The organism is Inmirania thermothiophila, assembly GCF_003751635.1.
GTDB lineage: Bacteria > Pseudomonadota > Gammaproteobacteria > DSM-100275 > DSM-100275 > Inmirania > Inmirania thermothiophila.
Genome location: NZ_RJVI01000001.1, coordinates 593,091 through 616,931 on the forward strand (window position 1 = coordinate 593,091; position 23,841 = coordinate 616,931).

Annotated in this window: 23 protein-coding genes and 1 pseudogene; 9 read left to right on the forward strand and 15 right to left on the reverse strand. The window is 74.4% G+C overall.

The window, feature by feature from the left end:
* Positions 1-9: 9 nt before the first annotated feature.
* The 9 genes from EDC57_RS02890 to EDC57_RS02930 all read right to left on the reverse strand — a co-directional run bounded on the left by EDC57_RS02890 (position 10) and on the right by EDC57_RS02930 (position 9,238).
* Positions 10-885: a D-amino acid aminotransferase gene (locus tag EDC57_RS02890; RefSeq protein ID WP_123400060.1), complete on the reverse strand. Its 876-nt coding sequence runs from the start codon at positions 883-885 to the stop codon at positions 10-12.
* On the reverse strand, positions 882-2,024 hold the full coding sequence (locus EDC57_RS02895; RefSeq protein ID WP_123400062.1) for a D-alanyl-D-alanine carboxypeptidase family protein: 1,143 nt from the start codon (positions 2,022-2,024) through the stop codon (positions 882-884). The genes EDC57_RS02890 and EDC57_RS02895 overlap by 4 nt, the downstream gene beginning before the upstream one ends.
* 77 nt (positions 2,025-2,101) lie before the next feature.
* Positions 2,102-2,911: a septal ring lytic transglycosylase RlpA family protein gene (locus EDC57_RS13285; RefSeq protein WP_123400064.1), complete on the reverse strand. Its 810-nt coding sequence runs from the start codon at positions 2,909-2,911 to the stop codon at positions 2,102-2,104.
* The gene (gene mltB / locus EDC57_RS02905) at positions 2,908-3,879 is read right to left on the reverse strand and encodes a lytic murein transglycosylase B (RefSeq protein WP_123400066.1); all 972 of its coding nucleotides are present in this window, start codon (positions 3,877-3,879) and stop codon (positions 2,908-2,910) included. The genes EDC57_RS13285 and mltB overlap by 4 nt, the downstream gene beginning before the upstream one ends.
* Positions 3,880-3,882: 3 nt before the next feature.
* A complete protein-coding gene (gene rodA, locus EDC57_RS02910) occupies positions 3,883-5,007 on the reverse strand; it encodes a rod shape-determining protein RodA (RefSeq protein WP_245995110.1) in 1,125 nt (374 codons plus the stop codon).
* Positions 5,004-6,851, reverse strand: coding sequence for a penicillin-binding protein 2 (gene mrdA / locus EDC57_RS02915; protein WP_123400068.1), 1,848 nt, complete (start codon positions 6,849-6,851; stop codon positions 5,004-5,006). The genes rodA and mrdA overlap by 4 nt, the downstream gene beginning before the upstream one ends.
* Positions 6,852-6,856: 5 nt before the next feature.
* Positions 6,857-7,351: a rod shape-determining protein MreD gene (mreD, locus tag EDC57_RS02920; RefSeq protein ID WP_123400070.1), complete on the reverse strand. Its 495-nt coding sequence runs from the start codon at positions 7,349-7,351 to the stop codon at positions 6,857-6,859.
* The gene (gene mreC / locus EDC57_RS02925) at positions 7,348-8,178 is read right to left on the reverse strand and encodes a rod shape-determining protein MreC (RefSeq protein WP_123400072.1); all 831 of its coding nucleotides are present in this window, start codon (positions 8,176-8,178) and stop codon (positions 7,348-7,350) included. The genes mreD and mreC overlap by 4 nt, the downstream gene beginning before the upstream one ends.
* A gap of 16 nt (positions 8,179-8,194) precedes the next feature.
* On the reverse strand, positions 8,195-9,238 hold the full coding sequence (locus EDC57_RS02930; RefSeq protein WP_123400074.1) for a rod shape-determining protein: 1,044 nt from the start codon (positions 9,236-9,238) through the stop codon (positions 8,195-8,197).
* 130 nt (positions 9,239-9,368) lie between these two features.
* Between EDC57_RS02930 and gatC the strand changes: the two genes are divergently transcribed.
* The 5 genes and pseudogenes from gatC (at position 9,369) to hslO (ending at position 13,438) form a co-directional block, all read left to right on the forward strand.
* Complete coding sequence (gene gatC / locus EDC57_RS02935) at positions 9,369-9,656, forward strand: Asp-tRNA(Asn)/Glu-tRNA(Gln) amidotransferase subunit GatC (RefSeq protein ID WP_123400076.1); 288 nt, start codon at positions 9,369-9,371, stop codon at positions 9,654-9,656.
* 15 nt (positions 9,657-9,671) lie between these two features.
* Complete coding sequence (gene gatA, locus EDC57_RS02940; RefSeq protein WP_123400898.1) at positions 9,672-11,129, forward strand: Asp-tRNA(Asn)/Glu-tRNA(Gln) amidotransferase subunit GatA; 1,458 nt, start codon at positions 9,672-9,674, stop codon at positions 11,127-11,129.
* Between the two features lie 11 nt (positions 11,130-11,140).
* Positions 11,141-12,574: an Asp-tRNA(Asn)/Glu-tRNA(Gln) amidotransferase subunit GatB gene (gatB, locus tag EDC57_RS02945; protein ID WP_123400078.1), complete on the forward strand. Its 1,434-nt coding sequence runs from the start codon at positions 11,141-11,143 to the stop codon at positions 12,572-12,574.
* A gap of 53 nt (positions 12,575-12,627) precedes the next feature.
* Positions 12,628-12,789, forward strand: a pseudogene (locus EDC57_RS13350) (Hsp33 family molecular chaperone HslO); the annotation flags it as partial.
* 100 nt (positions 12,790-12,889) lie between these two features.
* The gene (gene hslO, locus EDC57_RS13355) at positions 12,890-13,438 is read left to right on the forward strand and encodes an Hsp33 family molecular chaperone HslO (protein WP_342768966.1); all 549 of its coding nucleotides are present in this window, start codon (positions 12,890-12,892) and stop codon (positions 13,436-13,438) included.
* A 16-nt stretch (positions 13,439-13,454) separates the two neighbouring features.
* Here the strand turns inward: hslO and hemJ are convergent, their stop codons facing one another.
* The 4 genes from hemJ to EDC57_RS02970 all read right to left on the reverse strand — a co-directional run bounded on the left by hemJ (position 13,455) and on the right by EDC57_RS02970 (position 18,158).
* Entirely contained in the window at positions 13,455-13,880 is a 426-nt protein-coding gene (gene hemJ, locus EDC57_RS02955; RefSeq protein ID WP_123400080.1) for a protoporphyrinogen oxidase HemJ, read from the reverse strand.
* A gap of 17 nt (positions 13,881-13,897) precedes the next feature.
* Positions 13,898-15,133, reverse strand: coding sequence for a chloride channel protein (locus EDC57_RS02960; protein WP_170165018.1), 1,236 nt, complete (start codon positions 15,131-15,133; stop codon positions 13,898-13,900).
* Between the two features lie 71 nt (positions 15,134-15,204).
* A complete protein-coding gene (locus tag EDC57_RS02965) occupies positions 15,205-16,536 on the reverse strand; it encodes a sigma-54-dependent transcriptional regulator (RefSeq protein WP_123400083.1) in 1,332 nt (443 codons plus the stop codon).
* On the reverse strand, positions 16,533-18,158 hold the full coding sequence (locus EDC57_RS02970; RefSeq protein WP_123400085.1) for a sensor histidine kinase: 1,626 nt from the start codon (positions 18,156-18,158) through the stop codon (positions 16,533-16,535). Before EDC57_RS02970 ends, EDC57_RS02965 begins: the two co-directional genes overlap by 4 nt.
* 146 nt (positions 18,159-18,304) lie before the next feature.
* Here EDC57_RS02970 and sucC point away from each other — a divergent pair, with 146 nt between their 5' ends.
* The 4 genes from sucC to glnB all read left to right on the forward strand — a co-directional run bounded on the left by sucC (position 18,305) and on the right by glnB (position 22,473).
* Entirely contained in the window at positions 18,305-19,468 is a 1,164-nt protein-coding gene (gene sucC / locus EDC57_RS02975) for an ADP-forming succinate--CoA ligase subunit beta (RefSeq protein WP_123400087.1), read from the forward strand.
* Between the two features lie 21 nt (positions 19,469-19,489).
* Positions 19,490-20,362: a succinate--CoA ligase subunit alpha gene (gene sucD, locus EDC57_RS02980; protein WP_123400089.1), complete on the forward strand. Its 873-nt coding sequence runs from the start codon at positions 19,490-19,492 to the stop codon at positions 20,360-20,362.
* A 75-nt stretch (positions 20,363-20,437) separates the two neighbouring features.
* Positions 20,438-22,060 (forward strand): NAD+ synthase, encoded by a 1,623-nt coding sequence (locus tag EDC57_RS02985; protein ID WP_123400091.1) that lies wholly within the window; start codon positions 20,438-20,440, stop codon positions 22,058-22,060.
* Positions 22,061-22,134: 74 nt separating this feature from the next.
* A complete protein-coding gene (glnB, locus tag EDC57_RS02990; RefSeq protein WP_123400093.1) occupies positions 22,135-22,473 on the forward strand; it encodes a nitrogen regulatory protein P-II in 339 nt (112 codons plus the stop codon).
* Positions 22,474-22,483: 10 nt separating this feature from the next.
* On the opposite strand, the gene EDC57_RS02995 is transcribed toward glnB, so the two are convergent.
* Both EDC57_RS02995 and EDC57_RS03000 read right to left on the reverse strand, forming a co-directional pair.
* The gene (locus EDC57_RS02995; RefSeq protein ID WP_123400095.1) at positions 22,484-23,005 is read right to left on the reverse strand and encodes a nitroreductase family protein; all 522 of its coding nucleotides are present in this window, start codon (positions 23,003-23,005) and stop codon (positions 22,484-22,486) included.
* Positions 23,006-23,024: 19 nt separating this feature from the next.
* A complete protein-coding gene (locus EDC57_RS03000; RefSeq protein WP_123400097.1) occupies positions 23,025-23,786 on the reverse strand; it encodes an outer membrane protein assembly factor BamD in 762 nt (253 codons plus the stop codon).
* Positions 23,787-23,841 lie beyond the last annotated feature (55 nt).

The window sequence follows — 23,841 nt, forward strand, 5'->3', positions numbered from 1 at the left end:
TCTGCGTCCTCAGCCGGCCTCGCCGCGGCGCACCGCCTCCCGATAGGCATCGTACAGGGCCCAGGCGCGGGCGAAAAGCGGACCCGGGCGGCCGTCGCCGACGGGGCGGCCGTCGAGACGCACCACGGGCAGCAGCTCGCGGGTGGAGCTGCTGATCCAGATCTCCTCGGCGCCGGCGAGGCGCGCCGCCGGCAGCGGCTCCTCGCGGCAGGGCAGCCCCGCCTCGCGCAGGAGTTCCAGCACCAGGTCGCGGGTGATGCCGGGGAGCATGTGCTCCCCCTTGGGGGGCGTGCGCACGACGCCGTCCGCGACCACGAAGACGTTGCTCGCCGAGCCCTCGCTGACGAGCCCGTCGCGCACCAGCAGGGCCTCGTCGGCGCCGAGTTCGGCCGCCTGCTGCCGCGCGAGGACGTTGGCGAGCAGCGTGATGGCCTTGACGTGGCACCACCGCCAGCGGATGTCGGGCAGGGTCACCACCACCGCGCCTCGTGCCCGCAGGGCGCCGGCGTCGGCGAGCGGCGAGGGCAGGACGAGGACGGTGGGGCGGGGCTCGGCGGGGAAGGCGTGGTCGCGCCGGGGCGCCGGGCCGCGGGTGACCTGCAGGTAGAGGGCGAGGTCGCCGCCGCCGCCCTCGTGGACCGCCTCGGCGAGGAGCTCGCGCCAGCGGGCCCGCGGCAGGGGGTTGGCGAGGCGGATGTGGCCGAGGCTCGCCTCGAGCCGGTCCAGGTGCTGCTCCAGCCGCAGCGGCCGCCCGCCGTAGACGGGGATGACCTCGTAGACGCCGTCGCCGAAGAGGAAGCCGCGGTCGAGGACGGAGACCCGCGCCTGCGCCAGCGGCAGCCAGCGGCCGTCGAGCCAGCAGCGCCCGGGGGGGGGCTCGGTCACTGGAACCACAGCCGCACCTCGTCGATGAGCCGCTGGGCGAGGCCGCCGAGGGGCACGTCGGCGAGCGCCACCAGCGGCCGCTCGGCCAGGGTCTCGCCGCCGAGCCGCACCCGCACCGTGCCGAGGCGCTGGCCCTTGCGGGCGGGGGCGGTGACGGCGGTGCCGTCGAGGGCCATCTCGGCCTCGAGCTGCTCGTAGGCCCCGCGCGGGATGGTGACGTAGAGGTCCTCGGCGAGCCCGAGGCCCACGGTGGGCCGTGCGCCCTTCCAGACCCGCGCCTCGGTGAGGGGCTTGCCGGCGGCGTAGAGGCGGTGGGTCTCGAAGAAGCGGAAGCCGTAGTTGAGCAGGGCCTGGCTCGCCTCGGTGCGGGCCTCGTCGCTGCGCGTGCCCAGCACCACCGAGATCAGCCGCATGGGGCCGCGCCGGGCCGAGGCCACGAGGGAGTAGCCGGCGCTCTCGGTGTGGCCGGTCTTGATGCCGTCGACGCTGCCGTCGCGCCACAGCAGCCGGTTGCGGTTGTACTGGCGGATGCCGTTGTACTCGTAGACGCGCTCCTTGAACCATGCGTACTCGCGCGGGAAGTCGCGGATCAGGGCGCGGGCGAGGAGGGCGATGTCGCGCGCGGTCATGTAGTGCTCGGGGTCGGGCAGCCCGGTGGCGTTGACGAAGTGGCTGCCGGTGAGGCCGAGCTCGGCGGCGGTGCGGTTCATGAGGTCGGCGAAGGCGGCTTCGGTGCCGGCGACCTGCTCGGCCAGGGCGACGCTGGCGTCGTTGCCCGACTGCACGATGAGGCCCATGAGGAGCTCGCGCACGGTGACCTTGGTGCCGACCTCGATGAACATGCGCGAGCCCGGCGTGCGCCAGGCCTTCTCGCTCACCGTCACCGCGTCGTCGAGGCGGATGCGGCCGGCGGCGATCTCGCGCAGGACCACGTAGGTGGTCATCACCTTGGTGATGCTGGCCGGCTCTACGCGGGCCTCGGGCTCGCGCGCGGCGAGGACGCGGCCGCTGTCGAAGTCCATGAGCAGGTAGCTTCGCGCCTCGAGCGCGGGCGGGGCGGGCACCGGCGGCGCCGCCGCCCGCAGCGCGGGCGCGGCGAGCGCGGCGACGAGGGCGATGAGGATGACGATCGCAGGCATGGCGGTCCGATGCTTCCGGGATTGGACGGGCGGAACGTGGCCGCGCCGCATTGTAGCGCAGGCCCGCCCGGCGCCGCCTACTCGATCACCACGCGGACCGACTCGAGGCCGATGCGGGCGAGGCGTTCGGCCAGGGCGTCGGCCTCCTCGACGCCGGCGAGCGGGCCGATGCGGACGCGGAAGAGGGCGTCGGCGGCGCCGGTGACCCGCCCCACCTCCACCGGTTCCCGCACCAGGACCTCGAGGCGCCGGCGCAGCAGCTCGGCGTTGCGGCGGCTGACGAAGGCGCCGGCCTGGAGGTAGAGCCGCACCGGCGGCGGCGCCGGCGCGGCGGCGGCGACCGGCTCCGGCGGCTGCGGCGCGGCCGCGGCCGACGCCGGGGCCGCCCCGGGGGTGAGGGCCTCGACCTCCACGAGGGCGGTCCCCTTGTCGGCGAAGCCGAGCCGGAGCGCGGCGGCGTAGGAGAGGTCGATGATGCGGTTGCGCCGGAACGGGCCGCGGTCGTTGACCCGCACCACCACGCTGCGGCCGTTCTCGAGGTTGGTCACCCGCACGTAGGTGGGCAGCGGCAGGGTGCGGTGGGCGGCGGTCATCGCGTACATGTCGTAGGGCTCGCCGCTGGCGGTGCGCCGGCCGTGGAACTTGCGCCCGTACCAGGAGGCGATGCCGCGCTCGCGATAGCCCTCGGCGCTCGCCAGGACGTGGTAGCGCCGCCCTTCGACCACGTAGCTGTCGGGGTTGCCGTAGGGGCTGCGCGGCTCGGCCCGCGGCACCGCCTCGGCCACCGCCGAGAGGTCGGGCGCCCGCGCCGGGGGGCCGTCGTGGCGCACCAGGGCGCTGCAGCCGCCGAGCAGGAGCAGCAGCGCCGGCAGCAGCCGCGCCCTCATCGCCGGGCCTGGCGCTGCAGCCGCCCCCGCACGGCCTCGGCCAGCTCGTGGACGGCCATGGCGTAGAGGGGGCTGCGGTTGTAGCGGGTGATGACGCGGAAGTTGGTGAAGACGAGCACCGGCTGCGCCTCGCCGGCGAGCAGGATGAGGGCCGCGGGCTCGTCGTCGTCCACCGCGCCGAGGGGCTCGACGCCGGCGCGCCGGAGCGCCCCGGCGCTGCGCGCGAGGTGCAGGTCGGGGTCGAGCAGCGAGGCGAAGTCGCCGGTCACGCGCACCGGCATCGCCACCGGGCCGCCGCGGCGCCAGCCGTGGCGGGCGAGGTAGTTGCCGATGCTGCCGAGGGCGTCCGGCAGCGACCACAGGTCGCGGTCGCCGTCGCCGTCGAAGTCCACGGCGTAGCGGCGGTAGCTGCTGGGGATGAACTGGGGCGGCCCCATGGCGCCGGCGTAGGAGCCGGTGACCGCCGCCGGGTCGATGCCGGTCTCGCGTGCGAGCAGCAGGAACTGCTCGAGCTCGCGGCGGAAGAACGCCGCCCGCGGCGGCCACGCGAAGGCCAGCGTCGAGAGGGCGTCGAGGACGCGGTAGCCCCCGCGGTGGCGCCCATAGCGGGTCTCGACCCCGAGGATGGCGACCACCACCGCGGGGTCGACCCCGTAGCGCGCCTCCACCTCCCCGAGCAGGCCGCGGTTGGCGGCCCAGAAGCGCGCCCCTTCCTCGATCCGCGCCTCGTTGACGAAGATCGGCCGGTAGTCGCGCCAGGGCCGGGCCTCGGCCGGGCGCGCGATGGCGTCGAGGATGCGCTGCTCGAGGCGCACGCCGGCGAAGAGCGCCGCGAGGCGGTCGCGGTCGAAGCCGTGCTCGCGCACCATGCGCTCGAGGAAGGTCTCGAGCCCGGGGAACTCGGCCGGGGCGGCGCCGGCGCCGGCGGCGGCGAGGAGGAGGACGGCGGCGAGGCTGCGGCGGGCCATGGGTCAGGGGGCGAGGAGGCGGCGGTGGCTCTGCACGGCGCTGAGGATACCGAAGCCGGCCATGAGCGTCACCATGGAGGTGCCCCCGAAGCTCACCAGGGGCAGCGGCAGCCCGACCACGGGCAGCAGCCCCGAGACCATGCCGATGTTGACGAAGACGTAGACGAAGAAGGTGAGCACCAGGGCCCCGGCGAGCAGGCGCGAGAAGGCGTCCTGGGCGCGGGCGGCGATGGCCAGCCCGCGCCAGGCGATGAGCAGGTAGAGGCCGATGAGCGCGAGCTCCCCGGCCAGCCCCAGCTCCTCGCCCAGCACGGCGAAGATGAAGTCGGTGGAGCGCTCGGGCAGGAACTCCAGGTGCGACTGGGTGCCCGCGAGCCAGCCCTTGCCGTAGATGCCGCCCGAGCCGATGGCGATCTTGGACTGGATGATGTGGTAGCCCGCGCCCAGCGGGTCGGACTCGGGGTCGAGGAAGGTCCGCACCCGCTGGCGCTGGTACTCGTGCATGAAGTGCCAGGCGAGGGGCGCCCCCGCCGCCGCCGCCAGCGCCCCCCCCAGCATCCAGCGCCACGGCAGCCCGGCGAGGAAGAGGGCGGCGAGGCCCGACGCCCCCACCAGCAGCCCGGTGCCGAGGTCGGGCTGGCGCACGATGAGCGCCACCGGAAGCGCGATCAGGGCCAGGGCGGCGAGGACGTGGCGCGGCGCCGGCGGCAGCGGGCGGTCGGCGAGAAAGCGCGCCACCATCATGGGCAGGGCGATCTTCATGAGCTCCGAGGGCTGGAAGCGGAACAGCCCGAGGTCGAGCCAGCGCTGCGCCCCCTTGCCCACCTCGCCGGCCGCGAGCACCGCCACCAGGAGGCCCAGGGTCAGGACGTAGGCGAGGGGGGCGGCGGCGCGCAGGTGGCGGGGCGGGACCTGCGCCGCGGCGAGGAAGACGGCGAAGGCGACGCCGAGGCGCACGAGCTGCCGGCGCACCACCTCCAGGTCCTCGCCCGAGGCGGAGTAGAGGACGAGGAGCCCGTAGGCGGCGACCAGCGCCAGCAGCCCCAGCAGCGCGCCGTCGATGCGCAGCAGCCGCCTTGCGCCGGCGAGCAAAAAGAGCAGGAGCTCGGCGGCCGCCCCGCCCCTCACGGCTCGATCTCCCCCAGCCAGGCGTCGATGACGCGGCGGGCGATCGGTGCCGCGACGGCGCCGCCGCTGCCGCCATGCTCGACCACCACCGCCACCGCGATGCGCGGCCGCCGCGCCGGCGCGTAGGCGATGAAGAGGGCATGGTCGCGCAGCCGGCGCGGGACGTCCTCCGGCGGCTCGTCCTCCTCGTCGGGCAGGCCGTAGACCTGGGAGGTCCCAGTCTTGCCGGCGATGCGCACGGGGGCGCCGAGGCCGATGCGGCGGGCGGTGCCCCGCGCGCCGTGCACCACGTCTTCCATCGCCGCCGCCACGTAGGCCCAGTTCTCCGGCTGCGCCACCGGCAGCGGCTCGGGCGCGCCCGCGGGCAGGGGCTGCGGGGCGCCGCCGGCGGGGGCGCTGGCGCGGGCCAGGCGCGGGCGCACGCGCAGGCCGCGGTTGGCGAGCGCCGCGGTGGCGGCGGCGAGCTGCAGCGGCGTCGCCAGCAGGAAGCCCTGGCCGATGCCGGTGATGAGGGTCTCGCCCGGGTACCAGGGCTCGCCGCGGGCGGCGCGCTTCCACGCCCGCGAGGGCAGCAGCCCCTCCGATTCCCCCGGGAGGTCGACGCCGGTGGGGGCGCCGAAGCCGAAGCGGGCCAGCCAGTCGTGGATGCGGTCGATGCCCATGCGGTGGGCGAGCTCGTAGAAGTAGACGTCGCAGGACTGGACGATGGCGTCGTGGAGGTCGACGGCGCCGTGGCCGCGCCGCTTCCAGTCGCGGTAGCGGCGCTCGTCGTTGGGCAGCTGGTAGTAGCCCGGGCAGAAGACCCGCCGCGCCGCCGGGGTGAGACCGAGCTCCAGCGCCCCCAGCCCGAGGAAGGGCTTGACCGTGGAGCCCGGCGGGTAGCGCCCGTCGAGGGCGCGGTTGAACAGCGGCCGCAGCGGGTGGCTGCGCAGGGCCTCGTAGTCCCGCGCCGGGATGCCCTCCACGAAGGGGTTCGGGTCGAAGGCAGGGGTGCTGGCGAGGGCCAGCACCTCGCCGCTGCGCGGATCCAGCGCCACCACCGCCCCGGCCTCCTCGCCGAGGGCCTCCACCGCGGCGCGCTGCAGCTCGATGTCGAGGCTGAGGTGGAGGTCGCGCCCGCCCCGCGGCGGCGTCTCGTCGAGGGTGCGCAGGATCCGCCCCTCGGCGTTGGTCTCCACCCGCCGGTAGCCCACCGCGCCGTGGAGCAGCGGCTCGTAGACGCGCTCGACGCCGGTCTTGCCGATGTGGGTGGTGCCGGCGTAGGCGGCCTCGTCCTCGGGCGCGAGCTCGCCCGGGCCGATGCGGCCCACGTAGCCCACGGCGTGGGCCGCGAGCGCCCCGAAGGGGTAGCGGCGGGTCAGCCGCGCCTGCACGTCCACCCCCGGGAAGCGGTGGCGCTCCACCGCGAAGGCGGCCACCTCCCGCTCGTCCATGCCCACGCGCAGGGGCACGGGCTCGAACCGCCGCCGCCGGCGCAGGAGGCGGCGGAAGCGCTCCAGGTCGTCCTCGCCGATGGGGATCACCGCGCCGAGGCGGCGCAGGGTGCCGTCGAGGTCGGGCACCTGCTCCGGGACCAGGTCCAGGCCGTAGGCGGGGAGGTTCTCGGCCAGGAGCCGTCCGCGGCGGTCGTAGACCTGGCCCCGGGTCGGCGGCACCGGCAGCAGCCGCACGCGGTTGTCCCGCGACAGCGTCCGGTAGCGTTCGTGCTGGGCCACCTGCAGCCACGCCAGCCTCGCCACCAGCCCCCCCGCGAGCGCCCCCATGCCGGCGCCGGCGAGGAGGAGGCGCCGCCGCACCAGCCGCGCCTCGGCCTGCTCGTCCCGCAGCGGCTGACGCCTGCGCATGGCCCCTACGTCACCCGGAGCCGCCGCCGCAGGGTGCGCAGCAGCGTGAACACCCAGGGCCAGAGGAGGGTGCCGGTCAGGGACGCCCCCCAGTAGGCCCAGGTCTCGGGCGAGCGGCCGGTGAAGCCGCGGATCCACAGATCCAGCAGCTGCCCCAGCAGGAGCAGGACCAGCACCGCGAGCATCTGCTGGCGCAGGGGGAAGAGCCGCAGCCGCTGGTGGAGCTTGATCACCAGGTAGGCGAGCACCGCCAGGGTGAGCGCGTGCTGGCCGAGCAGGGTGCCGGTGAGCACGTCCTCGAACAGGCCGGTGGCCCAGGCCGTGCCCACCCCCACCCGGTGGGGCAGGGCCATGCACCAGTAGATGAGGATGAGGGCCGCCCACCGCGGGCGCCAGGGTGCGAAGGCCTCGGGCAGGGGGAGCACGGCGAGGACGAGGGCGGCGAGCAGGGTGGCGGCGATCACCCAGCGCCCGCGCGGGCGGGCCGGCGTCTCGCTCACGGCGCCGCCTCCCCGGGCCAGACCAGCAGCAGCTCGCGCAGCCGGTCCAGGGCCGCGCTCGGGCGGGCCTCCACCCGCGCGAAGGGGCGCCCGGGACGCGGCTCCACCACCACCACCTCGGCCACCGGGTAGCCCCTGGGGAAGCGGCCGCCGAGGCCCGAGCTCACGAGCCGGTCGCCGGGGCGGATGTCGGCGTGGTTGGGCAGGTAGGGCAGGGCCAGGCGGTCCGGGGTCCCGGTGCCGAGGGCCAGCGTGCGCAGGCCGTTGCGCTGCACCTCCACGGGGATGGCGTGGCCGGGGTCGGTGAGCAGGGTCACGGTGGCGGTGCCGGCGGCGACGAAGCTGACCTGCCCGACCACGCCCGCCGAGGAGATCACGGCCTGGCCGACCTGCACGCCGTCGCCGGCGCCGCGGTCGATGCGCACCTGCTGGCGGTAGGGGTCGAGGTCGGCGGCGATGACCTCCGCCACCGCGATGCGCAGCCCGGGCTGGAAGGGCGCGCCCAGCAGCTCGCGCAGGCGCAGGTTCTCGCGCTCGAGGGCCTCGAGGCGCTGCAGGCGGGCCTCGAGCACGGTGATGCGGGCGCGCAGGGCGGCGTTCTCCTCGCGCAGGGTGCGCCGGTCCTTGACCGCCTCCTGCGACCAGCGCGCCGCCTCCGCCGGCAGCCGCGCCACGTAGAGCACCGGCGCGGCCACCGCGAGGAGGGCGGCGCGCACCTGGTCGAGGCGGTGCTGGCGGTGATCGAGCACCATCAGCGCCAGCGACAGGGCGGCGAGCAGCGCCAGGCGGGCGCCGTGGGCGGGCCCTTCGAGGAACAGCCCCTTGATGGCTCCCCTCCCGCCCTCAGTCGAGGGCGAAGATGTCGGCGCCGCGCTCGTCGATGAGCTCGAGGGCGCGGCCGCCGCCGCGGGCCACGCAGGTCATGGGGTCCTCGGCGATGACCACCGGCAGGCCCGTCTCCTCGGCGATGAGGCGGTCGATGTCGCGCAGCAGCGCCCCGCCCCCGGTGAGGACGATGCCACGCTCGGCCACGTCCGCCCCGAGCTCCGGCGGGGTCTGCTCCAGCGCGGTCTTGACCGCGGCGACGATGCCCGAGAGCGGCTCGTGCAGGGCCTCGAGGATCTCGTTGCTGTTGAGGGTGAAGCTGCGCGGGATGCCCTCGGCGAGGTTGCGCCCGGTGACCTCGATCTCGCGCACCTCGCTGCCGGGGAAGGCGGTGCCGATCTCGTGCTTGATGCGCTCGGCGGTGGCCTCGCCGATGAGGGTGCTGTAGTTGCGGCGCACGTAGTTGATGATGGCCTCGTCGAAGCGGTCGCCGCCGATGCGCACCGACTGCGAGTAGACGATGCCGTTGAGGGAGATGACCGCCACCTCCGAGGTGCCGCCGCCGATGTCGAGGACCATCGAGCCGCGCGCCTCGTCCACCGGCAGCCCGGCGCCGATGGCGGCGGCCATGGGCTCCTCGATGAGATAGACCTCGCGCGCGCCGGCCCCGGCCGCCGACTCGCGGATGGCGCGCCGCTCCACCTGGGTCGAGCCGCAGGGGACGCAGATCAGCACCCGCGGGCTGGGACGGAAGAAGCGCGACTCGTGCACCTTGTGGATGAAGTACTGCAGCATCTTCTCGGTGACGGTGAAGTCGGCGATGACGCCGTCCTTGAGCGGCCGGATGGCCTCGATGCTGCCCGGCGTGCGCCCGAGCATGCGCTTGGCCTCGGCGCCCACCGCGGCGATGCTTTTGGCGCCGCGGGTGGCGTCGCGCCGGATCGCCACCACCGAGGGCTCGTTGAGGACGATGCCCTGCCCGCGGGCGTAGATCAGGGTGTTGGCGGTGCCGAGGTCGATCGACAGATCGTTCGAGAAGAGGCCGCGTAACCTTTTGAACATTCCGGTGTTTTCTCGGGGGGAGGGGGTCAATAACCGGGAAACTGTAGCGAATGGCGGGGGTTTGGGCAAGGGAGGGCTTGTGCTACCTTTGCGGCCCCGTCGCACCGACCTCGCCGAGGAGGCGCACGCGATGTCCCTGGAGCGCAGCGACGTCGAGTACATCGCCCATCTCGCGCGGCTCGCCATCCGCGAGGCCGACATCCCGGGCTATGCGCGCGAGCTGTCCAAGATCCTGGCCTTCGTCGAGCAGCTGGCCGAGGCGCCCACCGAGGGGGTGGAGCCGCTCGCCCATCCCATCGACGCGGTGCAGCGCCTGCGCGACGACGTCGTCACGGAGACGGATCAGCGCGCGCTCTTCCAGGCCATCGCGCCGGCGGTGGAGGACGGCCTCTACCTCGTGCCCAAGGTCATCGAGTAGCAGCCCATGAGCGAGATCCACGAGCTCACCGTCGCCGAGCTGGCCGCGGCGCTGCGCGCGCGCAGCCTCTCGGCCGAGGAGGCGGCGCGCCACTTCCTCGCGCGCATCGAGCGGCTCGACGCGCGGCTCAACGCCTTCATCACGGTCACCGCCGAGGCGGCCCTTGCGCAGGCGCGCGAGGCCGATGCGCGCCTCGCCCGCGGCGAGGGCGGCCCGCTCGAGGGCGTGCCCATCGCCCACAAGGACATCTTCTGCACCCGCGGCGTGCGCACCAGCTGCGGCTCGCGCATGCTGGACGCCTTCGTCGCCCCCTACGACGCCACCGTGGTGGAGCGGCTGCGCGCGGCGGGGGCGGTGATGCTCGGCAAGACCAACATGGACGAGTTCGCCATGGGCTCGTCCAACGAGACGAGCTTCTACGGCCCGGTGCGCAATCCCTGGGATCCCGAGCGCGTCCCCGGCGGCTCCTCCGGGGGCTCGGCGGCGGCGGTGGCGGCGCGCCTGGTGCCGGCCGCCACCGGCACCGACACCGGCGGCTCCATCCGCCAGCCCGCGGCCCTGACCGGGATCACCGGCCTCAAGCCCACCTACGGCCGCGTCTCGCGCTGGGGCATGATCGCCTTCGCCTCGAGCCTCGACCAGGGCGGGCCGATGGCGCGCACGGCCGAGGACTGCGCGCTGCTGCTCGGGGCCATGGCGGGCTTCGATCCCCGCGACTCCACCAGCGTCGAGGCCGAGGTGCCGGACTACCGCGCCGCCCTCGAGGCGCCGCTTGCGGGGCTGCGCATCGGCGTGCCGAGGGAGTACTTCGGCGAGGGGCTCGATCCCGCGGTGGCGGCCGCGGTGGAGGCCGCGCTGCGCGTGCTCGAGGCCGAGGGGGCGCGCCTGCGCGAGATCTCCCTGCCCAACAGCCGCTACGCGGTGCCGGCCTACTACGTCATCGCGCCGGCCGAGGCCTCCTCCAACCTCGCCCGCTACGACGGCGTCCGCTACGGCTACCGCTGCGCCGATCCGCGCGACCTCGAGGACCTCTACAAGCGCACCCGCGGCGAGGGCTTCGGGGCCGAGGTCAAGCGGCGCATCATGATCGGCACCTACACCCTGTCGGCGGGCTACTACGACGCCTACTACCTGCGCGCGCAGCGGGTGCGGCGGCTCATCCGCGACGACTTCCTGCGCGCCTTCGAGGAGGTGGACCTCATCGCCGGGCCCACCTCGCCGACGCCGGCCTTCCGCCTCGGCGAGAAGACGGACGATCCGGTGGCGATGTACCTCTCCGACATCTACACCATCGCGGTGAACCTGGCTGGGCTGCCCGCGATCTCGGTCCCGGCGGGGTTCGCGCACGGGCTGCCGGTGGGTCTGCAGCTGATCGGCCGCCACTTCGACGAGGCGCGGCTGCTCGGCGCCGCGCACCGCTTCCAGCGGATCACCGACTGGCACCGGCGCGCGCCGGCGGGCCTCGACGGCTGAGGGGGCGGACGATGGAGTGGGAAGCGGTCATCGGGCTGGAGATCCACGTCCAGCTCCGCACGCGCAGCAAGATCTTCTCCGGGGCCTCCACCGCCTACGGGGCGCCCCCCAACACCCAGGCCTGCGCCATCGACCTCGGCCTGCCGGGGGTGCTGCCGGTGCTCAACCGCGAGGCGGTGCGCATGGCGGTGATGTTCGGTCTCGCGGTGGAGGCCGAGATCGCGCGCCGCTCGGTCTTCGCGCGCAAGAACTACTTCTACCCCGACCTGCCCAAGGGCTACCAGATCAGCCAGTACGAGCTGCCCATCGTGGCGCGCGGGCGCCTCGCCATCGAGCTCGCCGACGGCACCACCAAGACCGTGGGCATCACCCGCGCCCACCTCGAGGAGGACGCCGGCAAGTCGCTGCACGAGGACTTCCACGGCATGACCGGCATCGACCTCAACCGCGCCGGCGTGCCGCTGCTGGAGATCGTCTCCGAGCCCGACCTGCGCTCGCCCGAGGAGGCCGTCGCCTACATGAAGAAGCTGCACCAGCTCGTGGTGTGGCTCGGCATCTGCGACGGCAACATGCAGGAGGGTTCGTTCCGCTGCGACGCCAACGTCTCCGTGCGCGCGAAGGGCAGCCAGGCCTTCGGCACCCGCACCGAGATCAAGAACGTCAACTCCTTCCGCTTCGTCGAGCGCGCCATCCGCCACGAGATCGAGCGCCAGATCGAGGTCCTGGAGTCCGGCGGCGAGGTGGTGCAGGAGACCCGCCTCTACGACGCCGCGCGCGACGAGACCCGCTCCATGCGCACCAAGGAGGAGGCCAACGACTACCGCTACTTCCCGGACCCGGACCTGCTGCCGCTGGTGCTCGACGAGGCCTTCATCGAGGAGACGCGGGCGGCGCTGCCGGAGCTGCCGGACGCGCGCCGCGCCCGCTTCGTCGCGCAGTACGGGCTCAAGCCCTACGATGCCGGCGTGCTCACCGCCGACCGCGCCACCGCCGACTACTACGAGGCGCTGGTGGAGGCGGTGCCGGACAATCCCAAGCTCGCCGCCAACTGGGTCATGGTGGAGCTGGCCGGGGCCCTCAACCGCGCCGGGATCGGCATCGCGGATGCGCCCGTGGGCCCCGAGGCCCTCGCCGGGCTGCTGCGCCGCATCGAGGACGGCACCATCTCGGGCAAGATCGCCAAGGAGGTCTTCGAGGCCATGTGGGCCGGCGAGGGCGACGCCGACGCGGTGATCGAGGCCCGGGGGCTTCGGCAGATCACCGACCACGGCGAGCTCGAGGCGCTGTGTCGCCGGGTGCTCGAGGACAACCCCGAGCAGGTGGCGCGCTACCGCGCCGGCAAGACCAAGCTCATGGGCTTCTTCGTCGGCCAGGTGATGAAGGCCACCGGCGGCAAGGCCAACCCCCGGCAGGTCAACGAGATCCTGCAGCGGCTCCTGGGGTGAGCGACGCCCTGACCCGGTTCCTCTTCGAGGCCGGCGCCGTGCGCGGCGCCCACGTGCGCCTCGGCGCGGCGTGGCGGGCCGTGCAGGCGCGGCGCGACCACCCGCCCCCGGTGCGGGCCCTGCTCGGCGAGGCGCTCGCCGCGGCGCTCCTCATGACCAGCGGCCTCAAGGGCCGCGCCCGCCTCGATCTGCAGATCCAGGGCCCGGGGCCGGTGCGGCTGCTCCTTGTGCGGGCCACCACCGAGGGCGGCGTGCGGGGGCTGGCGCGCTGGGAGGGGGCGGTGCCGTCGGCGGGCGGGCTCGGCGCCCTGGTGGGTGCGGGGGGGGCTCGTGGCCCTCACCCTGGAGCCCGAGGGGATGGCTCGCCACCAGGGGGTGGTGCCCGCCGAGGGCGCGAGCCTTGCCGAGGCGCTCGAGCGCTATTTCGCCCGCTCCGAGCAGCTGCCGACCCGGTTTTGGCTCGCCGCCGACGCGGAGAGCGCGGCCGGGCTCATGCTCCAGGCCATGCCCAAGGGCGAGCCCCCCGACCCCGACCGGTGGCGCCGGGTGGAGGCGCTGGCGGCGACGGTGCGCGGCGACGAACTCCTGCGCCTCGACGCCGGCGCGCTCCTTCGCCGCCTCTTCCACGAGGAGCCCCTGCGCCTGTTCGACCCGACGCCGGTGGCCTTCCGCTGCGGCTGCTCACGCGAGCGGGTGGCGGAGCTCATGCGGGGGCTCGGCCGCGCCGAGGTCGAGGGGGTGCTCGCCGCCGAGGGCGAGGTGGTGGCGGAGTGCGCCTTCTGCGGCCGCCGCCACCGCCTCGACGCGGTGGACGTGGAGGCGGTGCTGAGCGGTGCCGCGCCCCCGCCCGGCGGTGCGCACTGAGGCGGCGGGCCGGGGCTCAGAAGGGCTTGACCACCACCAGGATCACGATCCCCACCAGGAACAGCACGGGGACCTCGTTGAACCAGCGGTAGAAGACGTGGCCGTGGCGGTTGCGGTCGGCGGCGAAGTCCGCCACCAGCTTCCCGCACCAGACATGGTAGGCGACGAGCCCCGCCACCAGCGCCAGCTTGGCGTGGAGCCAGCCGCTGTGCCGGTAGGCGGCCCAGGCGTAGTCGGCCAGGAGCCAGAGGCCGAAGACCACGGTCAGCACCGCGCCGGGGGTCGTGATCGCCCAGAAGAGCTTGCGCTCCATCACCTTGAAGCGCGCGCGGCCGGGTTCGTCCTCGCACAGGGCGTGGTAGACGAAGAGCCGGGGGAGATAGAAGAGGCCGGCGAACCACGTCACCATAAAGATGATGTGCAGGGCCTTGATCCAGAGCATCGTCTCTCCTCGGGTCGTCAGGCGCGCCCCTGGTGGGCAAGGCCGCGTGCCAGGGCGCGGTAGAGGGGGCGGTCGCAGACCAGCCGCGAGGCCCCGTAGGCGAGGAACACGGTGGTCATGAGCGGCGGCACCAGGGCGTGGTGGTCGGCGACCTCCAGCACGATCACGAGCACCGTCAGGGGGCTCTGCAGGAGCCCTGCGACGAAGCCGCCCATGCCGACGACCACCAGCAGGGGCGGCGGCACCGCCGGCAGCAGCGGCGCAAGCCCGTGTCCCAGTGCGCCGCCCACCGCGAGACCGGGCCCGATGAGGCCTCCCGGGACCCCCGAGAGGGCGGTTGCGGTGGCGGCGAGCAGCTTCCACAGCGCCAGCAGCGGCGCCGCCTCTCCCCCCGCGAGCAGCTGCTCGATCTCGGTCAGGCCGGTGCCCACGGCTTCGCCGCCGGTGGCCAGCGCGGCGGTGCCGACGACGAGGCCGCACACGGTCGCCACCGCCAGGCGGCGGCGCGGCGGGATGCCCTCGAGCCCCTGCAGCGCCGAGACCAGGACGAGGGCGACGAGGCCGCCGAGGATCCCGCCGCCGACGCCGAGCGCCGGCACGGCGAGCCACAGCGTGCCCACCGGATCGGGCAGCTGCGGCATACCGCGGGTGGCGTCCCAGCCCATGGCCACCGTGACCAGGCCTGCCAGCACCACCGCGGTGAGCAGCAGGGCGTTCGCCCGCTCCTCGAAGCTGCGGGCCATCTCCTCCATGGCGAAGACGATCCCTGCCAGCGGGGCGCCGAAGGAGGCGGCGATCCCCGCCGCGGCCCCCGCGAGGACCAGCCCGCGCTCGGCGCGGCGCCCGGCGAGCCCGGCATGGCGGCCCACCGCCTGCATGGTGGCGGCGCCGATCTGGACCGAGGGGGCGAAGATGCCGGCTGCGGCCCCGCCCGCGAGCGCCGCGGCGCCGAGGCCGATCTTGGCTGCCACCACGCGCGGCGCAAGGAGGCGGGCGCGGGCGCGTTCGTCCGCCACCACCAGGGCGGCCATGGCCTGGGGGGCGCCGCTGCCTGCCGCGGCGGGGGCGAGCCGGGCCACGAGCCACCCGATGAGGGGAAGCGTCACCGCCGGCAGCAGCCAGCCCACCCCGGGGTCAAGCTCCAGCCCGGCCCGATAGGTCGCCTCGGCCTCGCGGGCGAGGCGGGCATAACCTGCCGTCAGCACGGCCACCGCCGCCGCCCCGCCCCAGTACACGAGGCGCAGTCGCCACACCGTCGGGGACAGCAGCGCATGGCGCCAGCGCCGCCTTGTCGCGCGGCCGACCGGGCCCGGCGCACCGGTTCTCATCCGTCGAGCCCCAGCTTCTTGAGGCGGTAGCGCAGGGCGCGGAAGCTGATGCCGAGGCGCTTCGCCGCCTGGGTCCGGTTCCAGCGCGTCTCCTCCAGCGCCTTGAGGATGGTCTCGCGCTCGATGCGGTCGAGGTAGGTCTCGAGGCCCTCCTCCGGGACCGCCTCCGGGGCCTCGAAGGCGCCGCTGCCGCCGTCCTCGGGCAGCTGCAGGTCCTCGGGGCGGATCTCGTCGCCCTCGCACAGGGTGCAGGCGCGCTCGAGGATGTTCTCCAGCTCGCGCACGTTGCCCGGGAAGGGGTAGCGCATCAGGGCCTCGAGGGCGGCCGCGCCGAGCCGCGGCGGCTCGCCCCCGTGCGCCGCGGCGATGCGGGCGAGGAAGTGCTCGGCGAGCGCCGGGATGTCCTCGCGCCGCGCGCGCAGCGGCGGCACCGCCAGCTCGATGACGTTGATGCGGTAGTAGAGGTCCTGGCGGAACTCGCCGGCCTGGACGAGGGCGGCAAGATCCTTGTGGGTGGCGCTGAGGATGCGCACGTCCACCGGCACCTCGCGCGCCGCCCCCACCGGGCGCACCGCCTTCTCCTGGATCGCGCGCAGCAGCTTGACCTGCATGTGCGGCGGCAGCTCGGCGATCTCGTCGAGGAACAGCGTCCCCCCCTCGGCGGCCTGGAAGAGGCCTTCCTTGTCGGCGGCGGCGCCCGTGAAGGCCCCCTTGACGTGGCCGAAGAGCTCGCTCTCCATGAGCTCGGCGGGGATGGCGCCGCAGTTGACCGGGACGAAGGGTCCGGCCGCGCGCGGCCCCTGCTCGTGGATCATGCGCGCCACCAGCTCCTTGCCGGTGCCGGACTCGCCGCTGATGTAGACCGGCGCCTGGCTGCGGGCGAGCTTGGCGATCATGGCCCGCAGCCGGCGCATCGGCGGCGAGTCCCCGACCAGGTGCAGGCGGCCCGGGGCGCGGCGCTCGCGCAGGCGCAGCGCCGTCTCCACCAGCCGGCGCAGCACACCCAGATCCACCGGCTTGGAGACGAAGTCGAAGGCGCCGGCCTTCAGGGCCTCCACCGCCGACTCCACGTCGCCGTAGGCGGTGATCACCGCCGCCGGGAGGTCGGGCCGGGTGCGCTGGAGGTGGCGGACGAGATCGATGCCGCTGCCGTCGGGCAGGCGCATGTCGGTCAGGCACAGGTCGAAGGGTTCGGCTCCGGCGAGGGCGCGGGCCTCGGCGAGGTCCGCGGCGCAGCGCGCCTCCACGTCCATGCGCGCGAGGGTGATGGCGACGAGCTCGCGGATGTCCGCCTCGTCGTCCACCACGAGGGCGCGGGCGCGGCTCACGCGGCCATCTCCCGTTCGCCCGCGAGGCGCAGACGGAAGGCGCTGCCGCCGGTGGGCACCGGCCGGTACTCCAGCGCCGCGCCGGCGACGGCGGCGAGCTCGCGGGCGATGTAGAGGCCGAGGCCCGTGCCGCGGCCGCCGGTGGAGAAGAAGGGCTCGAAGATGCGCGATGCCACCTCCGGCAGGATGCCGGGGCCGCGGTCGGCGACCTCGATGAAGGCGCCGCCGGTCTCCGGTGCGGTGCCGGCGCGCAGGGTGAGATGGAGCCTGCCGGCCTCGTCGCGGCCGTGCTCGTCGGCGTTGGCGCAGAGGTTCCAGAGGATCTGGTGGAGCTGGTCGGGGTCGGCCTCGACGGTGAGATCCGCCGGCTCCACGGCCACCGCCAGGGCGTCGTCCGCGCCGAGGCCGCGCTGCGCCCGGAACTCCGCGGCGAACCGCTCGAGCCACGGCGCCAGCGCCAGCGGCCGGGTGCGCGCCCGCGGCGCGCGCGAGATCTGCAGCACGTTCTCCACCACCGTGTTCACGCGTCGGGCGTTGTCGCGCACGATCGCCACCAGCCGGCGCGTCCCCTCGTCGAGCCCCTCGGTCTCCTCCAGGAGCTGGGCGGCGTGGGCGATGGCCCCGAGGGGGTTGCGGATCTCGTGGGCGATGGAGGCGCTGAGCCGTCCCAGCGAGGCGAGCTTGAGCTGCTGCACCTGCTCGGTGACGACCTGATCGTCCTCGAGCACCACCAGGGTCCCCGCATCCGCGCCCGCGCCGAGCGGATAGAAGCGGGGCAGGACGTCGCGTCCGCCGGGGGTCGCCCGCACCGCCTCGCGCGGCTGCCGCCGCTCCTGCCGCCACGCCTCCAGCGCCTCGGCGAGCCCCGGCGCCACCGCCGCCAGCGGCGTGCGCTCCCCCAGGGCCGGCATCCCGAGGAGGCGCCAGGCGGCGTCGTTGACGAGGCGGATGCGCTGCGCGGCGTCCACCGCGAGCAGCCCGGAGCGGAAGCGCTGGATGATATAGTCGTTGAGCTCCGCGAGGTTGGCAAGGTCCACCGCGCGCCTGGCGGCGAGGGCCTCGCTCTGGCGCACCCGGCGCGCGAGGACGTGGGCGAGGTAGGCGGTGGCGAAGAGGGCGGCGCCGAGGATGCCGATGCGGGGATAGGCCGCCGGGTCGGCCCCGGTGGTGAGCTGGCGGTAGGTCTCCTCGGCGAGCAGGGCAAGCGTCGCGAGGGCGGCGAAGAGGACGGCGAGCCGGCCCTCGAGCAGGAGCCCGCCGCCGATCACCACCACCAGCAGCAGCATCCCCAGCCCGCTGGAGACGCCTCCCGCGGCGTGGATCAGGGCCGTGATGAGGGCGATGTCCACGAAGCCCTGGAGGTGGACCTGGGTGTCGAACGCGGGCCGACGCAGGTGGAAGGCGATGCTGCCGGCGAGGGCGAGGACGAGGTAGACGACGGCGGCGAGGGTGAAGAGGGCGGGATCGGCGACCCCGAGGGTGCGCGGCGCGAGGCCGGTGACCGCGAGCACCGTCAGCAGCCCCGCCAGGGCGAGGCGGTAGGTGCCGATGATGAGCAGGGTCTGCCAGGCGCGCGGCCCGGGATCGGAGGGGTGGCCCGGGATGGCGGAGGATGCGCTCAACGGCTACCTTTGCCCGCAGTGACCCTGCGCAGTTTCGGGGATCCGGGCCGGGCCTGCAAGGCGGGGCCCGTGCGGTCTTTGATTTCGCGACGCGCTTGCGCAAAAATACGCCCTTTGCGTGGGTAATGAGCCGATAAGGGGTATTTATGAACCTCCACGAGTACCAGTCCAAGCAGCTCTTCGCCCGCTACGGGATCCCGGTGCCCGAGGGGCGTCCGGCGCGCACGGCGGCCGAGGCGGAGGCCGCCGCGCGCGAGCTCGGCGGCGGGCGCTGGGTGGTCAAGGCGCAGGTCCACGCCGGCGGCCGCGGCAAGGCCGGCGGGGTCAAGCTCGTCGACAGCCCGGAGGCGGTGCGCGAGGCCGCCGACGCCCTCCTCGGCACCCGCCTGGTGACCAAGCAGAGCGGCGCCGAGGGGCTGCCGATCCACGTGGTGCTGGTGGAGAAGGCCAACCCGCCGGCGCAGGAGCTCTACCTGAGCGCGCTGGTGGACCGGTCGCGGCGGCGCATCGTCTTCGTGGGCTCGGCCGCCGGCGGCATGGACATCGAGGAGGTGGCCGCCACCTCGCCGGAGAAGATCCTCACCGCGGCCATCGACCCCGCGGCCGGATTCCAGCCCTACCAGGGGCGGCGCATGGCCTTCGCCATGGGCCTCGACGGCCGCCAGGCCGGGCAGCTCGTGCGCATCATGGCCGGCATCTACCGGCTGTTCAACGAGTGCGATGCGAGCCTGGTGGAGGTCAACCCGCTGATCGTGACCTCGGGGGGGGATCTGCTCGCCCTCGATGCCAAGGTCAACCTCGACGACAACGCCCTCTACCGCCAGGCGGAGCTCGCCGAGTGGCGCGACGCCACCCAGGAGGACCCCATCGAGCACGCCGCACGCCAGCACGACCTCAACTACGTCGCCCTCGACGGCAACATCGGCTGCATGGTCAACGGCGCCGGGCTGGCCATGGCCACCATGGACATCATCAAGCTCCACGGCGGCGAGCCCGCCAACTTCCTGGACGTGGGCGGGGGCACCACCGCCGAGCGCGTCGCCGAGGCCTTCAAGCTGATCCTCGCCAACGAGCGCGTGCGCGCCATCCTGGTCAACATTTTCGGCGGCATCGTGCGCTGCGACCTCATCGCCGAGGGCATCATCGCCGCCGCCCGCGAGGTGGACCTGCGGGTGCCGGTGGTGGTGCGGCTCGAGGGCACCAACGTCGAGCGCGGCCGCGAGCTGCTGGCCTCGAGCGGGCTCGACATCCAGCCCGCCGAGGACCTCACCGACGCGGCGCGCAAGGTGGTGGCCGCGGCGGCGGCCTGAGGACAGGGGACGGACAGCGACATGAGCATTCTCGTCGACAAGGACACCCGGGTCATCTGCCAGGGCTTCACCGGCAAGCAGGGGACCTTCCACTCGGAGCAGGCGCTGGCCTACGGCACGAAGCTGGTTGGCGGGGTCACGCCGGGCAAGGGCGGCACCACCCATCTCGGGCTGCCGGTCTTCGACACGGTGCACGACGCGGTGGCCGAGACCGGCGCCGAGGCGACCATGATCTACGTGCCGGCGCCCTTCGCCGCCGACGCCATCCTCGAGGCCGCCGACGCCGGCATCCGCGTCATCGTCTGCATCACCGAGGGCATCCCGGTGCTGGACATGCTGCGGGTGCGCGCCGCCCTCGCCGGCTATCCTGGGGTGCGCCTGATCGGGCCCAACTGCCCCGGCATCATCACCCCGGGCGAGTGCAAGATCGGCATCATGCCGGGGCACATCCACACCCCGGGCCGGGTGGGCATCGTCTCGCGCTCGGGCACCCTCACCTACGAGTGCGTCGACCAGACCACCCGCAACGGGCTCGGGCAGAGCACCTGCGTCGGCATCGGCGGCGATCCCATCCACGGCATGAGCTTCATCGACTGCCTCGAGCTCTTCCAGGCCGATCCCCAGACCGAGGGCATCGTCATGGTGGGCGAGATCGGCGGCAGCGCCGAGGAGGAGGCCGCCGAGTACATCCGCGCGCACGTCACCAAGCCGGTGGTGGCCTACATCGCGGGGGTCACCGCGCCGCCGGGCAAGCGCATGGGCCATGCCGGCGCCATCATCTCCGGCGGCAAGGGCACCGCCGAAGGCAAGTATGCGGCGCTGGAGGCCGCGGGCGTGGCCACCGTGCGCTCGCCGGCCGAGATCGGCGAGCGCATGAAGGCGCTGCTCGGCTGAGCCGCCCCGGTACGCGCCGCCGCGCCGCGGCGGCGCGTATAATCGGCCGCCACGCACCGTGAGCGGCCGCCGTCCATGTCCCAGCGCCTCGTCATCGCCCTCGCCCAGATCGACTGCCTGGTCGGCGACATCGACGGCAACGCCCGCCGCGTCGCCGCGGCCGCGGCCGAGGCCCGCGACCGCCTCGGCGCCGGGCTCGTGGTCTTCCCCGAGCTCACCCTCACCGGCTACCCGCCGGAGGACCTGCTGCTGCGCCCCGGGCTGCACTGGCGCGTGGAGGAGGCGCTGGGGCGGCTGGCCGCGCAGATGCGCGGCATCGACTGCATCGTCGGCTATCCGCGCCGGCGCGGGGGGCGGATCCACAACGCCGCGGGCCTCCTGCGCGACGGCCGCATCGTCGCCGAGTACCACAAGCAGCACCTGCCCAACTACAGCGTCTTCGACGAAAAGCGCTACTTCGCCCCGGGGTCCGCGCCGTGCGTGGTGGAGACGGGGGGCGTCCCCGTGGGCATCACCATTTGCGAGGACCTCTGGCACCCGGGGCCGGCGGCGCAGGCCGCGGCCGCCGGGGCGCGGCTTCTGGTCAACCTCAACGCCTCGCCCTTCCACGCGGGCAAGGACGCCGAGCGGCGTGCGGTGCTCGGCGAGCGCTGCCGCGAGGCGGGACTGCCGGTGATCTACGTCAACCTCGTCGGCGGCCAGGACGAGCTGGTCTTCGACGGCGCCTCGCTGGCGGTGGACGGCGACGGCGCCCTGGTGGCGCGCCTGCCGGCCTTCGAGGAGCGCATCGAGGCGGTGACCTGGGAGGCGGGGCGCCTGCACCCGGGGCCCGTCGCACCCGAGCTCGCCGAGGAGGAGGCGGTCTACCGCGCCCTCGTCCTCGGGGTGCGCGACTACGTGGAGAAGAATCGCTTCCCCGGTGTCCTCGTGGGGCTCTCGGGCGGCATCGACTCGGCCCTCACCCTCGCCGTCGCCGCCGACGCCCTGGGCCCCGAACGCTGCACCGCGGTGCTCATGCCCTCGCGCTACACCCGCCCCATGAGCCTGGAGGATGCCGAGGCCGAGGCCCGCGCCCTCGGCGTCGAGCACCACGTGATCCCCATCGAGGGGCCGTTCGCCGCCTTCCTCGAGGCGCTGGCGCCGCATCTTGCTGGCCGCCCCCCGGACACCACGGAGGAGAACATCCAGGCCCGCTGCCGCGGCGTCATCCTCATGGCCCTGTCCAACCGGACCGGGCGGCTGGTGCTCACCACCGGCAACAAGAGCGAGATGGCGGTGGGCTACGCCACCCTCTACGGCGACATGGCGGGCGGCTTCGCCCCCATCAAGGACGTGCCCAAGACCCTGGTCTACCGCCTCGCCCGCCACCGCAACCGGCGCGGCGCGGTGATCCCGGAGCGGGTCCTTGCGCGCCCGCCCTCGGCCGAGCTCGCCCCGGACCAGGAGGACACCGACACGCTGCCGCCCTACGAGGTGCTCGACCCCATCCTCGAGCGCTACGTGGAGCAGGACCGCGCGGTGGAGGAGATCGTGGCCGAGGGCTTCGACCCCGAGATCGTGCGCCGGGTGGCGCGCATGGTGGACCGCGCCGAGTACAAGCGGCGCCAGGCCCCGCCCGGGGTGCGCATCACGCGGCGCGCCTTCGGCCGGGACCGCCGCTACCCCATCACCTCGGGCTACCGCGAGGACCTGGCCTAGGGCGCGCCGAGGCGGGAGAATGCATCCGTCTGGTTCGGAACGGGGGCGGTGCCGCCCCCGCTGGGAGGAGCACAATGAAAAAGGTGGAGGCGATCATCAAGCCGTTCAAGCTCGACGACGTGCGCGAGGCCCTCGCCGAGATCGGCATCAGTGGCATGACCGCCACCGAGGTCAAGGGCTTCGGGCGTCAGAAGGGGCACACCGAGCTCTACCGCGGCGCCGAGTACGTGGTCGATTTCCTGCCCAAGGTCAAGATCGAGGTGGTGATCCCGGACGAACAGGTGGAGCGCTGTATCGAGGCCATCACCGAGGCGGCGCGCACGGGCAAGATCGGCGACGGCAAGATCTTCGTCACGCCGGTGGAGCGGGTGGTGCGCATCCGCACCGGCGAGGAGGACGAGGCCGCGATCTGAGGGCGACGCCTCAGCGCCGCGTCACCACCTCGTCCATGCGCCGGCGCGGGCTCGGCTCGGGCAGCTCGGCGGCGTAGCCGAGGAGGATGATGGCGACCGGGCGCAGGCCGGGGCCGAGGCCCACGAGCTCCGCCACGGCCTGCTCGTCGAAGTAGCCGACCCAGGTGGAGGCGAGCCCCGCGGCCACCGCCGCGAGCTGGGCGTAGGCGGCGGCGATGGTGGCGTCCTGGAGGGCGTAGAGGCTGCGCCCGCGCTCGCCGAAGGCCGAGCCCGAGCGGTCGGGGTCGGCGCAGAAGATGAGCGACACCGGGGCCTCGGCGACGAAGCCCTGGCCCTCGGCGGCGGCGGCGAGGCCCTGCCGCAGCGCCGGGTCGCGCACGACGACGATGTGGTAGCTCTGCAGGTCGCCGGCCGAGGGGGCGGCGCAGGCGGTCTCCAGCACCGCATGCAGCTTCGCCTCCTCCACCTCGAGGTCCGGATGGTAGTGGCGCACCGAGTGGCGGTGCCGCACGGTCTCGAAGAAGTCCCACATGGCCGCTCCCCTCCCCGCCTCAGGGCCCGAGCTCGACGTCGCGGTAGGCCGGGTTGGCCTCCAGGACGCGCTCGGCGTCCCGTGCCAGATCCTCCATCCCCATGCCGCGGTAGGCATCGCGCAGGATGCGCAGCGCCGGCCCCACCGCCGGGCTGCGCGGGTAGTGCTCGATCACGTAGCGGGCCCGCCCGGCGGCGGCGACGTAGGCCTTGCGCTCGAGATAGAAGGCCGCCACCTGCACCTCGTGGGCGGCGAGCGCGTTGCGCAGGTAGAGCATGCGCCGGCGCGCGTCCTCGGCGTAGCGGCTCTCGGGGAAGCGCCGCACCAGCTCGGCGAAGGCGGCGAAGGCCTCGCGCGCGGTGCGCGGGTCGCGCTCGGAGATGGCGTCGCCGAGGTAGCGGTCGAGGATCCCGACGCCGCGGTTGAAGTTGGCCAGGCCCTTGATGTAGTAGGCGTAGGCGACGTTGGGGTGGCGCGGGTAGGTGCGGATGAAGCGGTCGGCGGCGGCGATGGCCGAGTCCGGCTCGTCGAACTTGTAGTAGGCGTAGGCCACCTCCAGCGCCGCCTGCTGGGCGTAGGGGCCGAAGGGGTAGCGGGCCTCGAGCTTCTCGTAGAGCTCGATGGCGCGCTCGTAGTCGCCGGCATCGAGGGCCGAGCGCGCCTCCTCGTAGAAGCGCTGCGCGCTCCAGTCGCGGGTCGGGTCCGCGGACTTGAGGCTGGCGCAGCCGGCGAGGGCGAGCACCGCCACCAGCAGCGGCAGCAGACGGGCGAGCGGCCTCATGACGCGGTGCGCATCCCTCGGGACATGGCGGGCGCCAGTATAGCGGATGCGGCCG

What these genes read in the sequence shown, in the direction of transcription:
- gatB (WP_123400078.1), top strand. Translation starts at nt 11,141, where the DNA reads ATGGAGTGGGAAGCGGTCATCGGGCTGGAGATCCACGTCCAGCTCCGC.
- sucD (WP_123400089.1), top strand. Translation starts at nt 19,490, where the DNA reads ATGAGCATTCTCGTCGACAAGGACACCCGGGTCATCTGCCAGGGCTTC.
- mrdA (WP_123400068.1), bottom strand. Translation starts at nt 6,851, where the DNA reads ATGCGCAGGCGTCAGCCGCTGCGGGACGAGCAGGCCGAGGCGCGGCTG.
- EDC57_RS02995 (WP_123400095.1), bottom strand. Translation starts at nt 23,005, where the DNA reads ATGTGGGACTTCTTCGAGACCGTGCGGCACCGCCACTCGGTGCGCCAC.
- EDC57_RS02930 (WP_123400074.1), bottom strand. Translation starts at nt 9,238, where the DNA reads ATGTTCAAAAGGTTACGCGGCCTCTTCTCGAACGATCTGTCGATCGAC.
- EDC57_RS02985 (WP_123400091.1), top strand. Translation starts at nt 20,438, where the DNA reads ATGTCCCAGCGCCTCGTCATCGCCCTCGCCCAGATCGACTGCCTGGTC.
- glnB (WP_123400093.1), top strand. Translation starts at nt 22,135, where the DNA reads ATGAAAAAGGTGGAGGCGATCATCAAGCCGTTCAAGCTCGACGACGTG.
- EDC57_RS03000 (WP_123400097.1), bottom strand. Translation starts at nt 23,786, where the DNA reads ATGAGGCCGCTCGCCCGTCTGCTGCCGCTGCTGGTGGCGGTGCTCGCC.
- hemJ (WP_123400080.1), bottom strand. Translation starts at nt 13,880, where the DNA reads ATGCTCTGGATCAAGGCCCTGCACATCATCTTTATGGTGACGTGGTTC.
- sucC (WP_123400087.1), top strand. Translation starts at nt 18,305, where the DNA reads ATGAACCTCCACGAGTACCAGTCCAAGCAGCTCTTCGCCCGCTACGGG.
- gatC (WP_123400076.1), top strand. Translation starts at nt 9,369, where the DNA reads ATGTCCCTGGAGCGCAGCGACGTCGAGTACATCGCCCATCTCGCGCGG.
- EDC57_RS13285 (WP_123400064.1), bottom strand. Translation starts at nt 2,911, where the DNA reads ATGAGGGCGCGGCTGCTGCCGGCGCTGCTGCTCCTGCTCGGCGGCTGC.
- EDC57_RS02895 (WP_123400062.1), bottom strand. Translation starts at nt 2,024, where the DNA reads ATGCCTGCGATCGTCATCCTCATCGCCCTCGTCGCCGCGCTCGCCGCG.
- mltB (WP_123400066.1), bottom strand. Translation starts at nt 3,879, where the DNA reads ATGGCCCGCCGCAGCCTCGCCGCCGTCCTCCTCCTCGCCGCCGCCGGC.